14 protein-coding genes and 1 pseudogene are annotated in these 12,892 nt (G+C 67.3%); 7 read left to right on the forward strand and 8 right to left on the reverse strand.

The genetic code is table 11. The features are described from left to right. Positions 1-413: 413 nt before the first annotated feature. On the reverse strand, positions 414-860 hold the full coding sequence (locus AB0I53_RS29445) for a DUF4383 domain-containing protein (RefSeq protein WP_358609877.1): 447 nt from the start codon (positions 858-860) through the stop codon (positions 414-416). A gap of 172 nt (positions 861-1,032) precedes the next feature. On the opposite strand from AB0I53_RS29445, the gene AB0I53_RS29450 reads away from it, so the two are divergent. After that, entirely contained in the window at positions 1,033-2,433 is a 1,401-nt protein-coding gene (locus tag AB0I53_RS29450) for an Nramp family divalent metal transporter (protein ID WP_358609880.1), read from the forward strand. A gap of 59 nt (positions 2,434-2,492) precedes the next feature. Here AB0I53_RS29450 and AB0I53_RS29455 read toward each other — a convergent pair whose 3' ends face one another. The 4 genes from AB0I53_RS29455 to AB0I53_RS29470 all read right to left on the reverse strand — a co-directional run bounded on the left by AB0I53_RS29455 (position 2,493) and on the right by AB0I53_RS29470 (position 5,144). Beyond that, on the reverse strand, positions 2,493-3,230 hold the full coding sequence (locus AB0I53_RS29455) for an SDR family NAD(P)-dependent oxidoreductase (RefSeq protein ID WP_358609884.1): 738 nt from the start codon (positions 3,228-3,230) through the stop codon (positions 2,493-2,495). Between the two features lie 100 nt (positions 3,231-3,330). Beyond that, positions 3,331-3,666, reverse strand: a complete 336-nt coding sequence (locus tag AB0I53_RS29460) for a cupin domain-containing protein (RefSeq protein WP_358609887.1) — start codon at positions 3,664-3,666, stop codon at positions 3,331-3,333. Positions 3,667-3,697: 31 nt separating this feature from the next. Then, entirely contained in the window at positions 3,698-4,360 is a 663-nt protein-coding gene (locus AB0I53_RS29465; protein WP_358609890.1) for a hypothetical protein, read from the reverse strand. Between the two features lie 31 nt (positions 4,361-4,391). Continuing rightward, positions 4,392-5,144, reverse strand: coding sequence for a prenyltransferase/squalene oxidase repeat-containing protein (locus tag AB0I53_RS29470; protein ID WP_358609917.1), 753 nt, complete (start codon positions 5,142-5,144; stop codon positions 4,392-4,394). A 436-nt stretch (positions 5,145-5,580) separates the two neighbouring features. Here AB0I53_RS29470 and AB0I53_RS29475 point away from each other — a divergent pair, with 436 nt between their 5' ends. After that, positions 5,581-5,778 (forward strand): hypothetical protein, encoded by a 198-nt coding sequence (locus AB0I53_RS29475; RefSeq protein WP_358609893.1) that lies wholly within the window; start codon positions 5,581-5,583, stop codon positions 5,776-5,778. 228 nt (positions 5,779-6,006) lie between these two features. On the opposite strand, the gene AB0I53_RS29480 is transcribed toward AB0I53_RS29475, so the two are convergent. After that, complete coding sequence (locus tag AB0I53_RS29480) at positions 6,007-6,771, reverse strand: SDR family NAD(P)-dependent oxidoreductase (RefSeq protein WP_358609896.1); 765 nt, start codon at positions 6,769-6,771, stop codon at positions 6,007-6,009. A 132-nt stretch (positions 6,772-6,903) separates the two neighbouring features. On the opposite strand from AB0I53_RS29480, the gene AB0I53_RS29485 reads away from it, so the two are divergent. From AB0I53_RS29485 to AB0I53_RS29500, 4 genes are all read left to right on the forward strand, one after another. Then, positions 6,904-7,386, forward strand: coding sequence for a GNAT family N-acetyltransferase (locus AB0I53_RS29485; protein ID WP_358609899.1), 483 nt, complete (start codon positions 6,904-6,906; stop codon positions 7,384-7,386). Further along, entirely contained in the window at positions 7,383-7,850 is a 468-nt protein-coding gene (locus tag AB0I53_RS29490) for a GNAT family N-acetyltransferase (RefSeq protein ID WP_358609902.1), read from the forward strand. Before AB0I53_RS29485 ends, AB0I53_RS29490 begins: the two co-directional genes overlap by 4 nt. Continuing rightward, the gene (locus tag AB0I53_RS29495) at positions 7,847-8,383 is read left to right on the forward strand and encodes a GNAT family N-acetyltransferase (protein ID WP_358609905.1); all 537 of its coding nucleotides are present in this window, start codon (positions 7,847-7,849) and stop codon (positions 8,381-8,383) included. Before AB0I53_RS29490 ends, AB0I53_RS29495 begins: the two co-directional genes overlap by 4 nt. A 98-nt stretch (positions 8,384-8,481) precedes the next feature. Continuing rightward, the gene (locus AB0I53_RS29500) at positions 8,482-10,440 is read left to right on the forward strand and encodes a P-loop NTPase fold protein (RefSeq protein WP_358609908.1); all 1,959 of its coding nucleotides are present in this window, start codon (positions 8,482-8,484) and stop codon (positions 10,438-10,440) included. Here AB0I53_RS29500 and AB0I53_RS29505 read toward each other — a convergent pair. Next, complete coding sequence (locus AB0I53_RS29505) at positions 10,431-12,107, reverse strand: acyl-CoA dehydrogenase family protein (RefSeq protein WP_358609911.1); 1,677 nt, start codon at positions 12,105-12,107, stop codon at positions 10,431-10,433. The genes AB0I53_RS29500 and AB0I53_RS29505 overlap by 10 nt on opposite strands. A gap of 177 nt (positions 12,108-12,284) precedes the next feature. Here AB0I53_RS29505 and AB0I53_RS29510 point away from each other — a divergent pair, with 177 nt between their 5' ends. Then, entirely contained in the window at positions 12,285-12,773 is a 489-nt protein-coding gene (locus AB0I53_RS29510) for a histidine phosphatase family protein (protein WP_358609914.1), read from the forward strand. A gap of 37 nt (positions 12,774-12,810) precedes the next feature. Here AB0I53_RS29510 and AB0I53_RS29515 read toward each other — a convergent pair. Next, a pseudogene (locus AB0I53_RS29515) lies at positions 12,811-12,892 on the reverse strand (IS5/IS1182 family transposase); the annotation flags it as partial.

Consider the following 12,892-nt stretch of genomic DNA (forward strand, 5'->3'; position numbering starts at 1 on the left):
GGTCCGCTCCCAACGCCGAACACCCGGCAGAAATTCCCGCCCCGGAGGGAACCGGGCGGGCACCGGAACCGATCGAACCGGACAAGGTGGATGTTCGACCTGGCGAGCCCCCGTGAGTACTTTGGGCTGCTGTAGAGGCTGTTTTGGATGTGGTGACGTGCGGATGTGGTAACGCGGGCGTTTTGTCTTTGAAGCGGCAAAGCCGCTTAGCCCACCCTCGCAACCGGCACCGCCGCGGGTTCTCAGAGGTCTTCTCGCGAGGACAGCCCCGACGTGGTGAATTGGCATTCATGATGTCGGGGATCCCACAGCGAGAAGACCTCTGAGGTTCCGCCACCCCCACCGCCACGCAGGACGAGCCTGGAAACAGGCTCTATAGCGACACAAAGTACTCACGGGTCCCGATCGCCGAGTCAATGTCTGGGGACCATGCGCGGCGGCCGGGCCGGGCGCGGTGTCGATTCCACTCCGCACAGGATGATGAAGCCGAGCACGGCCAGGCCCGCGTGCAGGAAGTTCTCGGCCGGGTGCAGCAGCAACGGCGTTCTCCCTTCCCCCACAGTGCTTTCCGCCGTGCCGTAGACGAACAGCATCACGCCGCCGACCATCTGCACGGTCGCGAACAGCGCCACCCCGCGCCGCCACGGCGCGGCGACCAGTGCCAGCACGCCGGCGATCAGCAGCAGGACGCTGTGCGCGGTGTTGAGCTGGAAGACCACCAGCACCGGAACGTCTTCCGCCGCCCGCCAACCGGCGTTCGCCAGTCCCAGCAGGCCGAGCAAGATCAGGAACAGGCCTTCCGCGCCCAACAGCAACTGCCAGCGCGTCTGCGGGCGCTGCCATCGCGAGCGGGAAACCATCGGGCACCTCCGGACGCGCTCGCCTCCCGAATGCCCGTCGTGGACCGATCGAAAACCTGCCGCGAACCGCGTCTTCGCGGTCCGTTGACCGGCCCCGTTCGCGACTGTAGTTTTCACATCCACAAATAAGGATTCACAAATGTGAAATTCTCCGAGCACAAGGGAGTGCCCGATGGGAACATCGGTCGCGAGCAGCGACGATCCGTACGTTCTCACCGCGGACGGCGTCAAGGAACCCCCCAAGGGCTGGAAGTCCAGCCTCCGCTACCTCGGCCCCGGCCTGATCGTCAGCGCCTCGATCGTCGGGTCCGGCGAGCTCATCGCCACCACCGCGCTCGGCGCCGAAGTCGGTTTCGCCCTGCTGTGGATGGTGATCCTGTCCACCGCCGTCAAGGTGGCGGTGCAGGCCGAGCTCGCCCGCTGGACGATCATCACCGGCAAGCCCGCGCTGACCGGGTTCAACCAGGTGCCGCCGAAGATCGGCCGCGTCGGCTGGATCAACCTGCTGTGGATGATCATGGCGCTGTCCAAGCTGCTGCAGGTCGGCGGCATCGTCGGCGGCACCGCGGTCGCGATGAGCATGCTGATCCCGGTCGGCGGCGATCCGCTCGGCGGCACCTCGCTGACGGTGTGGACGATCATCATCGTCGTCGGCAGCATCGCGCTGCTGTACTCGAACAACTACAACCTGATCGAACGCGGCGCCTTCGCACTGGTGGCGGTGTTCTCGGTGGCGACCGTGGTGATCGCCCTCGGCCTGCCGTTCACCCCGTTCGGCTACAGCGGCGGCGACCTGCTCAGCGGCCTCACCTTCACCATCCCGGTCGGAGCCATCGGCGCGGCGGTCGCGATGTTCGGCATCACCGGCGTCGGCGCCGACGAGATCACCTTCTACACCTACTGGTGCGTGGAGAAGGGCTACGCACGCTGGGTCGGCCCGAACGACGGCAGCGAGGACTGGCACCGCCGCGCCCAGGGCTGGATCAAGGTGATGTACAAGGACGTCTTCCTGTCCTGGGTGATCTACACCTTCAGCACCCTGGCGTTCTTCGTGATGGGCGCCGCGGTGCTCAACCCGCAGGGGCTGGTGCTCAAGGGCAACGCGATGATCACCACGCTCTCGCAGATGTACACCGACGTCATCGGCGAGTGGGCGGCCGTGGCGTTCCTCATCGGCGCGATCGCGGTGCTCGGCTCCACGCTGTGGGCCTCGATCCCGAGCTGGGCTCGGATGTACGTCAACGTCCTGGCGGAGCTGGGCGTGATGGACTGGCAGAACGCCCGGTCCCGGCAGAAGTGGATCCGCGGCTTCACGGTGGCGCTGCCGATCCTGTGGGGCGCGGCCTACCTGTTCGTCAACTCGCCGGTGGTGATGGTGCAGATCGGCGGCATCATGACCGGCATCTTCCTGCCGGCCGTGGTCGTCGCGACCTGGTACCTGCGCAACACGCAGGTCGACAAGCGCCTGCACGGCTCGAAGGCCTTCAACGCCCTTTTGGTGATCAGCAGCATCGCGATCAGCCTGCTGGGCGTCTACAGCCTCCTCAGCGTCTTCGGCGTCTCCTTCGGCTGACCAACGAGGCGAGGGGCATCCGCAACCCGGCTCCTGCGGCCGCGGGTGCCCCTGGCCCACTACTTCAGGCTGTAACCACCGTCCACGGCAACGACCTGCCCTGTGACGTAGCTGGCCTCCGCGGATGCCAGGAAAGCGATCACGCTCGCGATTTCCCCCGGCTCGGCAATCCGGCCGAGCGGGGTCTGATCGCGGAACTTCGCCAGGAGCTCCTCATCCGCCCCCCGCGTCATGTCCGTCCAGACATTGCTCGGCGCAACGCCGTTGACCCGGACAGCCGGCGCCAACTGCTTCGCGAACGCCTTGGTCAAGGTGACGAGCCCGCCTTTGGCCACGGAATAGGCCAGCACGGGCGCCTGGCCGAGCAGCCCGTAGATCGAGGTGACGTTCACGATCGCCGCACCATCGCTCGCCTGCAGCAAGGGCACCATCAAGCGCGTGACCAGCCACGCGGTCGTGAGATTCGCCCGGATCGCGGCTTCCCACGCTTCCACGGAGACGTCCCACCCCGCGGGGCGGGCCAGTTCCCCCACGTTGTTGACCAGAACGTCCACTCGCCCGAAACGGTCCTCGACCTGGCTCACCAACGCCTGAGCGCAGTCTTCGTCGGCAAGGTCGCCGACGAAGAGCATGCCGCGCTGCGGCCCGATTTCATCGACGACACGCTTCCCGCTGTCCACATTGCGATGGCAGCAAACGACGACCTTCGCCCCCTCCGCGGCGAACTTCAGCGCGCTGACACGGCCAATGCCCCGCGAGGAACCCGTCACCACCACGACACTTCCGTCGAATCGCACGCGCTCTCCGTTTCGCCCTGTCGGCACCCGACCACCGGGTGCCGTGCCGCTAGATCTCATCGACCACGGTCCGCGGCACGCGAGGGGCGTGCCGTCCTCCTCAGCCCGCCGCTTCCTCGGCCGACGGATCGAATGGAGGTACGTTCACGACAACGTACTCCGCCTTCCCCACCAACGAATGCCGCGTCGCCTTCGGCACGAAAACGGCATCTCCGGAACTCGCGACGAATGTTTCGGAGCCGACCGTGACCTCCACCTCCCCGTGGATGATGTAATACGCGCGGTCGCTGAGCTTGCTGATGCTCGGCGGATGCACACCATCCAAATTCACGGCGGCAACGCTGACAGTTCTCTCCGGGCCGGCGATGATATTTCGGATCGTCACACCCGAAAAGCTGCGCTCGACACCTTCAGCACCAGGGAAGTAGTACGCCACGAGATCTCCAACCACTCGCAATCACCTCGGACTAAATTTCAAGACAGTCAACGATATCACCGTACAATCGCTTCTTGTCCGCGCTCGAACAGGAATTTCGGACGTAGGAATACTCGGGTTCGCAGGGCTTCTTCCGCGCATTTCGCGGCGGAGGCGAATCACCCCCGAGGCCGCTGCCGTTCATCGCGGTGACGATGAGGTCATCGTTCACCTGACGCGTCCAGTGGAACGTATTGCTCCCGATCTCGTAGCTGGTGCCGGCCGTGAGCTCGTCCGCGCGAACCAACTCGACGCGCACAGCCTCGTCGACAGACCTGGACCGGGACACCCCATCACCGTAGGAGACCTCGAAAAGAGCGTGGTCACCACGTGGATCACTGCTCACCTCGTAGGTCTCATTGACGAATCGCCCATGCAGAACATTGCTACGCAAATGCCAGCCATGGGAGTGGCAGACGTGCTGCGGAAATTGCGGCCGACTCAGTTCCGGATGCCACACGTGAATCCTAGGACGATCTCCTTCAGGCCAAGCCGAATCCCACACCAAAGATATGTTGATAAACCCTAACGGGTGCCACATCACGGTCAGGTTCTCACTCTCCGAAGCCCGGAGCAGACTCGTCAAACGGGCAACGATATCGTGGTGGTCGCCACCGTCGACGATGGCACGGGCGAGTTCCCGCTGGTCATCCATGGAGCTCCTTTCCAATGCCGGAGGCGCCTGGTCACTCCAGATCACGTTCTTCGAGCATCCGCACCACAGCTGCCAGCGCGAGCAGTCCGTCCCGGGTCGGCCAGGTGTGCATGACCGTGTCCAGGTACTGGAAATGCCCGCCGCGATACGACTTCATCAAATTGGCGACGGCATGTGCGATCCGGTCGTCGTCCGCCGCATCGCCGACCGCGGCGAGTCCCAGAACGCCGTACGCGTCACCGAACCGCGTAACGGTGTGCCCGGTGGGCCGGTCGACCGCCGACGGCCAGCCACCGGCATCGGTCATCGAATCCCGGAGGTGGTGGGCCGCGGCCTGCGCCATGGACCATTGCTCCAACCGGGCGAGGGTGAAGCCGACCAGACCGGTCACCGCCGCCCTCGAATCGTCCCCCGCCCGTGATCCCCAACCACCGTCCTCGTTCTGGGTCGTGCCGATCCACCGCACCCCGGCCTGGATCGACTCGCCGATCCGGTCTGTTTGCTCCGCGAGAACCCCGACTTCGTGCAACGCGAGCAAGCCGAAGCACGTCGTGGCCGTCCAACTGCTTTCCACCCGCGGTGCCCAGCTCCACCCCGCGTCCGGTTCCTGGCGGAGGAGCAGCCACTTCGCCAGCGACTGCACGGCCACGAGGTAGTTCTCGTCACCGGAATCCCGCAGGACCCGGCAGCAAGCGATGAGCGTCTGCGCGGTCGCGTCCACGATCGAGCGGTCACCACGACGAGTGATCGGGATACCACCGTCGTCGTTCTTGTTGTCGAGCACCCACGTCAACGCGCGCTCCATCCAGATGGCATCGCATCTCGTCGTGGTTTCCGATATCGCCCAGACCAAGCCCGCCGTGCTCCAAGTGCAACTCCGCGATCCTTTTCCGTCCGTCGGCAAACCGCCGTCCGCATTCTGAACCCGCTGCACCCACAGCCGCGTCGCGTCGAGAGTGGCGTTGACATCGGCAAGGCGCAGCGGGACCGCGTTGAACACGGCCGGACGCTGGTCACGTCGATCACGAACCGGGCTCGGCTGAACGGTACGAGCACCCAGTACAGCATCGGCTGCGGATGGTCGTGCGCGTGAAACGCCTACGGCGCCGCCATTTTCGCCCGGCCGGACCGGTTTCGCGGCCACCGCCGGATTGCCGGGCGGAGTCGTTGCGCGACTGCTTTTCGAACGATCCTGCTCGTGCTTCTCGTACCAGGACAAGATGCCGACGAGCACCGTCAGCACGACGACACCCATCCACGGCCACAAGGCGCCAGGCTGGTTCGTGGCCACGTTGATGAACAGGGCCACCGCCGACGTCACGACTGCGGTGATCAGCGGTCTGGCGACGGGACGCATCCGGCGGATCGGGCTAGGCGTGCGCATCACCACCCCCAGAACAATCGCCGATCCATGCTAGGCGATCAGATCCGGCACCGTCCCGAACTTCGACTGTCCGCCAACGCTGCGAACCCGAACAGCGCAACAGATCCGATGGGGGTGAGAACAGACTGGCGCAGGCTGCTACGCCAAGAAGCGCAACGGCCGGCACCGGCTTCCGGCGCAATGGCACGACTCGGCGCGCTGTGAATCCGGGGCGGAGCATGCGACGGGCGCCGCTGTTCCAGCGGCGCCCGTCGTCGTCAGATCAGCGGGGTGCCATGCGGATGGCGCCGTCCAGGCGGATCGTCTCGCCGTTGAGGTACGGGTTCTCCACGATGTGGCAGGCCAGCGCGCCGAACTCGGCAGGCTCGCCGAGGCGCTTCGGGTTCGGCACCGAGTCCTCCAGCGACTTGCGCACGTCCTCGCGCAGCCGCCCCAGCAGCGGGGTGTCCATGATGCCCGGCGCGATGGTGCACACCCGGATCGCCTTGCTCGCCAGGTCGCGCGCCGAGCACAACGTCATGCCGACGATCGCGGCCTTCGACGCGGTGTAGGCGATCTGCCCGATCTGCCCGTCGAACGCGGCCACCGACGCGGTCAGCACGATCGCGCCGCGCTCGTCGTCGACGGCATCGTGCTTCGCCATCCGCGCCGCACCGAGCCGCAGCGCGTTGTAGGAGCCGATCAGGTTCAGCTGGATGACGTCCTCGAAGGGCTCCAACGCGCCGGGCTGGCCGTCCTTCTCCACCAGCCGGATGCGAGCTCCCCGCCCGGCGCAGTGCACCAGCGCGCGCAGCGGCCCGACCTCGTCGGCGGCGTCCAGGGCGGCGGCGAACTGCTGCTCGTCGGTGATGTCGGCGGCCACGAAGCGCGCGGCGTCGCCGAGTTCCTTCGCGACCTCGGCGCCCTGCGACGTCGGCAGGTCGATGATGGTGACCTTGGCCCCCGCCTTGACCAGCTTCTGGGTGGTGGCGAGTCCGAGACCGGACGCTCCGCCGGTCACCGCCGCCGAAATACCTTCCAGGCGCATGCGCAGATCCTTTCCACACCGGTGTGCTCGGCCCATTCAAAGCACGCCCCTAGACGCCGGTCAAAGTCCGGTTCGCGAACGGAACCGAAGGCCCGGCCTATATCCGGTGGACAGGCCGGTGAGAATGCTTGCGTGAACCAGCACTGGACTGTCGAACCGGTCGGCGTGGAAGAACCCGTCGTCGTCGGGCTGCTGCGCGAGTACATCGACGAGATCGTCAGCCGCTACTACGGGCGCCCGGCCACCATGGCCGAGATCGACGAGGCGATCGCGGACGATCCCAACGACGGCCTGCACCCGCCGGAGGGCGTGTTCCTGCTGGCCCGCGGAGCGGAGCTGTTCGGCTGCGTCGGGATCCGCCCGCTCGAACCCGGCATCGCGGAGCTCAAGCGGATGTACGTCCGCCCGCAGGCCCGCGGCCTCGGCGTCGGCACCGGGCTGCTGGCCGCCGTCGAGCAGCACGCGAAGGACCTGGGCTTCCAGTCGATCCGCCTGGACACCCGCGACGACCTCGTGGAAGCTCGCAACCTCTACGCCAAGAACGGCTTCGAGGAGATCCCGGCCTTCAACAACGGCCCTTACGCCGAGCACTGGTTCGAGAAGAAGCTGTCGTGAGCAGGCAAGTGGAGCGCCTGACCGTCGCGGACGCCGGCGAAGTGCTGACGCTGCAACGCGCGGCATACGTCACCGAGGCGCAGGCCCACGACGACGTTCGGCTGCCGCCGCTGATGCAGTCCCTCGACGATGTGCGCGCGGACCTCGCCCGGCCGTCGTGCCTGGCCTGGGGCTGCCGCGAGGCGGGCCGGCTGGTCGCATCGGTTCGGGTGGAGCTCAACGGGACGACGGCGGAGCTCGGCCGGTTGGTGGTCGCTCCCGACCGGCAGGGCCACGGCCTCGGCACCGGCATGCTGCTGCACGTCGAGCGGAACCTCCCGGCGCAGATCGAGGCGATCGAGCTGTTCACCGGCGAGCACAGCACCTCGAACCTGCGGCTCTACCGGCACGTCGGCTACGCGGAAACCCACCGGACCCCGGCGGGGAGCTACGAGCTGATCCACTTCCGCAAGAGCCTGCGATGAGCCCGGCGGGCGGCATCAGGCCGCAGGTGATCCGAACCGAGCGGCTCGACCTGATGCCGCTGCGCATCGACCACGCCGCGGAGATGTCGAGCGCGCTGGCGGATCCGGAGCTGTACGGCTTCATCGGCGGCGCCCCGCTCACGCCGGAGGAACTGCGGACCCGGTACGAGCGGGTGCTCGCCGGCCCGCCGGATCCCGAGGTGTCCTGGTGCAACTGGGTGATCCGGCTGACCGACGAGGAGTGCCTCGTCGGCACGCTGCAGGCGACGATGAGCCCGGCCTACCTGGGACCGGTCGCCGAGATCGCCTGGATCGTGGGCACCGACTGGCAGAAGCGAGGTATCGCAACGGAAGCGGCGCGAGGCGTCGTGGACTGGCTCCGCCGGAAGCCGGTGCGAGCGGTGCTCGCCCACATCCACCCGGACCACCGAGCGTCGGCGGCGGTGGCGACGGCGACGGGCCTGAAACCAACGGGCCAGTGGCACAACGGAGAACTGACCTGGCGCATGACCCTGAACCACGGCGCAGCCTGAACCACCGCGGCGTGAGCGCGGTTGCCACCACCTCGATCGTTTCCCGCATCCGGGCGCCGATGACCTGCGATACTGCTCGACGTCTCGCGTAACCGGAGGTGACGTTGCCCCAGGCGGTGACCACGCGGTTCGTGGTGCTCAACGACCAACCGGTGGAGACCGGCGACGACGACCTGCTCGACGCCGCGGCTACGGCGCGCGCGCTGGTCGACCTCATCACCGACTCCCACGTCTCCACCCCCTTCACGGTCGCCATCGACGCCGGGTGGGGCATGGGCAAGAGCAGCCTGATGCGGCTGATGCGCGCGCGGTTGGAGGAGCGAGGCACCCCGACGGCCTGGTTCAACGCCTGGACCTCCGGTGCCGATGCGCTGGAAGTGCTGATCAAGTCGGTGCTCCTGACCTTCGACCGCAACATCGTGCGTCGGGCTTACCACCGCCTGGCGAAGCGGCGTCGAGCCGTGCGGGTGGTCCGGCTGCTGCTCAAGGTCGTGCTCAGGTTCTTCGGGGTGCACCGGCTGGTCGACGAACTGTGGCGGCAGCTGTCGATCGATGCCAAGTCGCGCAACGAAATCCGCGACGTCGTGCACGACATGGCCAAGGACTGGGCGGGCGGCGGGGCCTCGGACGGTCGCCAGCTCGTGGTGTTCATCGACGACCTCGACCGCTGTTCCGGCGAGGTGGTGCTGGCGGTGTGCGAGGCGATCAAGCTCTACCTGGACGTGCCGGGGCTGGTGTTCGTCATCGGCTGCGACCAGGCGGTCCTGGCCCGCAACATGCAGGAATCCGGCGGCTCGGCGGGGCATGCGCTGGGACACCTGGAGAAGATCGTGCAGGTCTACTACCGCACGCCCGCACCTGACCAGGAAAGCGTGCGGCGGCTGATCGACGGCTTCGCCGACCGGTCCGGCACGAAGGAGCTGTTCGGCGACGGCGTGGCCGCGCTGATCGCCCAGCGCACCAGGCGGAATCCGCGCCGGATCAAACGGCTGATCAACAGCTTCGTCCTCGAATACCACCTGAACCGGGACTGGCAGCGCTTCGGCGCGTCCGCGCTGGTCCGCGTCATCCTGCTGCAGCACTTCTACCCCGAGTTCTACCGGAGCCTGACGAGCACCGATGACCGGGACATCGTTTCGGAATTCCTGGCCTACACCTCGGTTCGCGAGCACTGCAAGGCGGGCAACCACCCAGGTGACGACGAGTTCTTCACCAACCACCAGGTGGCGCCGCCGCCCGCCGGCGCGGACCACGACGTGCTCCTGTCCTCATTGGACAGAATCGAGCAGGAACTGCCCGTCTTCTTCCCTGGATTGGCGACGGATAAGGATTTCGTGTCGCTGATCCGCGAACTCTTCCAGGATGCAGACTTCGACGAACTCCGGAGATATCTGCAGCACGGCCGCCCCGGCGGCCTCTCATCGCCCGGCGCACTCACCGACGACGAATTCATGAATGCATTCTTGCTGAACCGACCAGCGAGAAGTCCCGATGCCGTCAGGTTGCAGGCCACACAGAACGACCTGTGGGCTTTGATGAGCGACCTGCGCGGCCCGAACGACCCACAAAGCCTGCGAGATCTGCTACACCAGAACATCGACGTGGTGAACGCATGGCCGACCCTCGTCCAGCCGGGAGATGACAAGTCCTCCCCACTCCTCCGTGTTTTGTGGATCGACGACTCCTTCACACCTGACCTTACGGACGACGCGAAGCTCGACCTGATCGCCGGCGCACACAGCCGAGGCGTCCGGGTTTTCCAGACAGGGATCGGCGACCTGGAATCCACGAAATTCGTTATCCAGCGATTCAAACCCGGCCTACTGATCTCGGACATCACCCGCGACGGCGACCCGAACGCGGGACTGGACGACCTCGCCACGCTGCGATCCGACGGGATCTACGACGGCCCCGTCATCTTCTACACCAGCAGGGTCACCCCGTCCCGCGTCAAGCGCGCCGAGGAGCTCGGAGCGCTGGGCGTCACCGCCGATCCACGCGAGCTCATGTCCTGGATCGAGCGTGTCGTGGCCGACCGCGACACCGCTCAGGACTGAGCCGCCTCGGCCGGGACGTCGCCTCCGTCTGCGAGTTTCGGGAGCCAGCGGAGGGCCTCCGGCACCGGGTCCGTTCCGCGCATCGCGTGGTGGAGATACGTCTTCGCCACCAACAGCTTCCGGTAACCTCGACCACTCCTGGCTTCGTGGTCCGCCTGCTCGAACAGCAGGGACGCCATCGTCGTGCACGCCGCCAGGGTCGTGAAGTCGCCGCACATCGCCTGGGCGTACTCATCGGATTCCGACAGCAGGGACTCGCCCAGGGTTCGCAGCCCCTCCACCTCGGTGAGGAGTTGCTCGGCCGCTGCTTTGACGTCCGCGTCCGCGATGCGTTCCAGGCGCTGTTGGGCCGTGTCCGCCAGGAGTTCGTGCGCGTTGTCCTTGCGGATGCAGCGCAGGACGTCCAGCGCGATCACGTTGCTGGAGCCTTCCCAGATCGAGCCCAGGTGCGCGTCGCGGAGCAGGCGCGGGTTGACCCAGTCCTCGATGTAGCCGTTGCCTCCCCGGATCTCCATCGCCTCGCCCGTCACCTCGCGCGCCAGCTTGCACAGGTGGTGCTTGCCCAGCGGCGTCAGCACCCGGATCAGCCGGCGCGCCTCGGCGTCTCCCGCGTCCGCCCGGTCCAGCGTCGCCGCCGCTTCCAGCACGAAGCCGAGGCCCGCTTCGGTGTGCAGCATCATCGGCAGCAGCGTTCGCCGCATCAGCGGCTGGTCGAACAGCGGCTTGCCGAACGCCACCCGATGCCGGGTGTGGATGATCGACTCGTGCAGGGCGCGCCGCATCAGCGCCGCCGCGCGCATCGCGTTCGACAGCCGCGACACGTTGACCATCTCCGCCATCTGCACGAAGCCGCGCGAGAGGTCGCCGACCGGCAGCGCGTAGCAGTCCTCCAGCGTCACCTCGCCGCTGGCCATCGAGCGGGTGCCGAGCTTGTCCTTGAGCCGGTCGATGCGGTAGGTGTTCCGGCTGCCGTCCGGGCGCAGCCTCGGCACCATGAACAGCCCCAGCCCCTTGGTGCCCGCCGGCCCGCCGGGAACCCGGGCCAGCGTCAGGATCACGTCCGCGTTCACGTTGGAGGCGAACCACTTCTGGCCGCGCAGCGTCCAATGTGAACCGTGTGGCACCGCTTCCGTCGCGGTCTGGCCGACGTCGCTGCCGCCCTGCTTCTCGGTCATGAACATCGCGCCGGTCCGCAGCGAGTCGAACCGGGGCGAGCTCAGGCCGTCGATCTCGCGCTCGAAAAGCGCCTCGTCGCCGAACCTGCGCAGCACCCGGGCCGCCGAGTCGGTCATCGAAACCGGGCAGAACAGCCCGAACTCCGCCTGCACGAACACGTACGACAGCGCGTACTTGACCACGTGCGGCACCTTTGTCGGCCAGCCGTGCACGCCCGGGCGGTGCGACATCGCGGCGAAGCCGAACCGCTCGAAGGCCAGCCGCGACATCTCGTCGTACGCCGGGTGGTAGACGACCTCGTCGACGCGGTTGCCCGCGGCGTCGTACTGGCGCAGCCGCGGCGGGTTGACCTCGGCGACCGCGGCCAGCCGGTCCAGCTCGCCGGCGGCCACCTCGCCGACATCGCTCAGGATCGGCTCGACGCGGTCCATCGAGTCGACGTAGCGGGCCAGCAGCGGGCGCAGGGCTGGATCGAGGTCGGCGAAGTTCATGCCCAGCACGTTTCCACCGGGTCGCGGGGCTGTCCAATACGGAATCGGCGCCGCGCTGAGACTCCCGACGACTCAATGCGCGGTTCCGCGATGCGGAAGCACGCCGGATGCGGCAGCGTCTCACGTCGGCCTCTACCGTGGGAGCAGGAGTCCCGGCGATCAGGTGGGCGGCGCGACATGACCGAGGCACAGCGGAAACTGGTGCTGATCCGACACGCGAAGTCGGCCTGGCCGGACGACGCCGACGACTTCGACCGGCCACTGGCCGACCGGGGCCGCCGCGATGCACCGGCCGTCGGCCGGTGGCTGCGCAAGCACGCCGCGGCGGTCGAGCTCGTGCTCTGCTCCCCCGCCGTGCGCGCCCGGCGGACCTGGGAGCTGGCCGGCCAGGAGATCCCGGCGGAACCTGCGCTGAAGTACGACGACCGGATCTACGCGGCCTCGGCCCGCGAGCTCCTGGCGGTGCTCCGCGAGGTACCGCCCTCGGTCATGACGACGGTCGTGGTGGGCCACAACCCGGGCCTGGAAGACCTGACGACGCTGCTCACCGGCGAACCGGCGGAACTCAAGACCGCGGCGATCGCGCTGCTGTCCAGCACCGCCCCGTGGTCGGAGGTGGCGGAATCCTGGGCGACCGACGCGACCTACGCCAAGCCCCGAGGCTGACCCCGGCTCACACACGCCGGCCGTGAGTCTTTTGGGCGATCATTCCCTGGCTACCGAGTTCATCGAGTACCGAACGATGCAACCTGCGCCATAACCCGGCTTTCGTCCACTCGCTGAAG

Source organism: Saccharopolyspora sp. NPDC050389 (genome assembly GCF_040655595.1).
Classification (GTDB): Bacteria; Actinomycetota; Actinomycetes; order Mycobacteriales; family Pseudonocardiaceae; genus Saccharopolyspora.

Coding starts and splice junctions, on each gene's coding strand:
- AB0I53_RS29445 (WP_358609877.1), bottom strand. CDS start 860: ATGGTTTCCCGCTCGCGATGGCAGCGCCCGCAGACGCGCTGGCAGTTG.
- AB0I53_RS29450 (WP_358609880.1), top strand. CDS start 1,033: ATGGGAACATCGGTCGCGAGCAGCGACGATCCGTACGTTCTCACCGCG.
- AB0I53_RS29465 (WP_358609890.1), bottom strand. CDS start 4,360: ATGGATGACCAGCGGGAACTCGCCCGTGCCATCGTCGACGGTGGCGAC.
- AB0I53_RS29475 (WP_358609893.1), top strand. CDS start 5,581: ATGCCGACGAGCACCGTCAGCACGACGACACCCATCCACGGCCACAAG.
- AB0I53_RS29480 (WP_358609896.1), bottom strand. CDS start 6,771: ATGCGCCTGGAAGGTATTTCGGCGGCGGTGACCGGCGGAGCGTCCGGT.
- AB0I53_RS29495 (WP_358609905.1), top strand. CDS start 7,847: ATGAGCCCGGCGGGCGGCATCAGGCCGCAGGTGATCCGAACCGAGCGG.
- AB0I53_RS29505 (WP_358609911.1), bottom strand. CDS start 12,107: ATGAACTTCGCCGACCTCGATCCAGCCCTGCGCCCGCTGCTGGCCCGC.
- AB0I53_RS29510 (WP_358609914.1), top strand. CDS start 12,285: ATGACCGAGGCACAGCGGAAACTGGTGCTGATCCGACACGCGAAGTCG.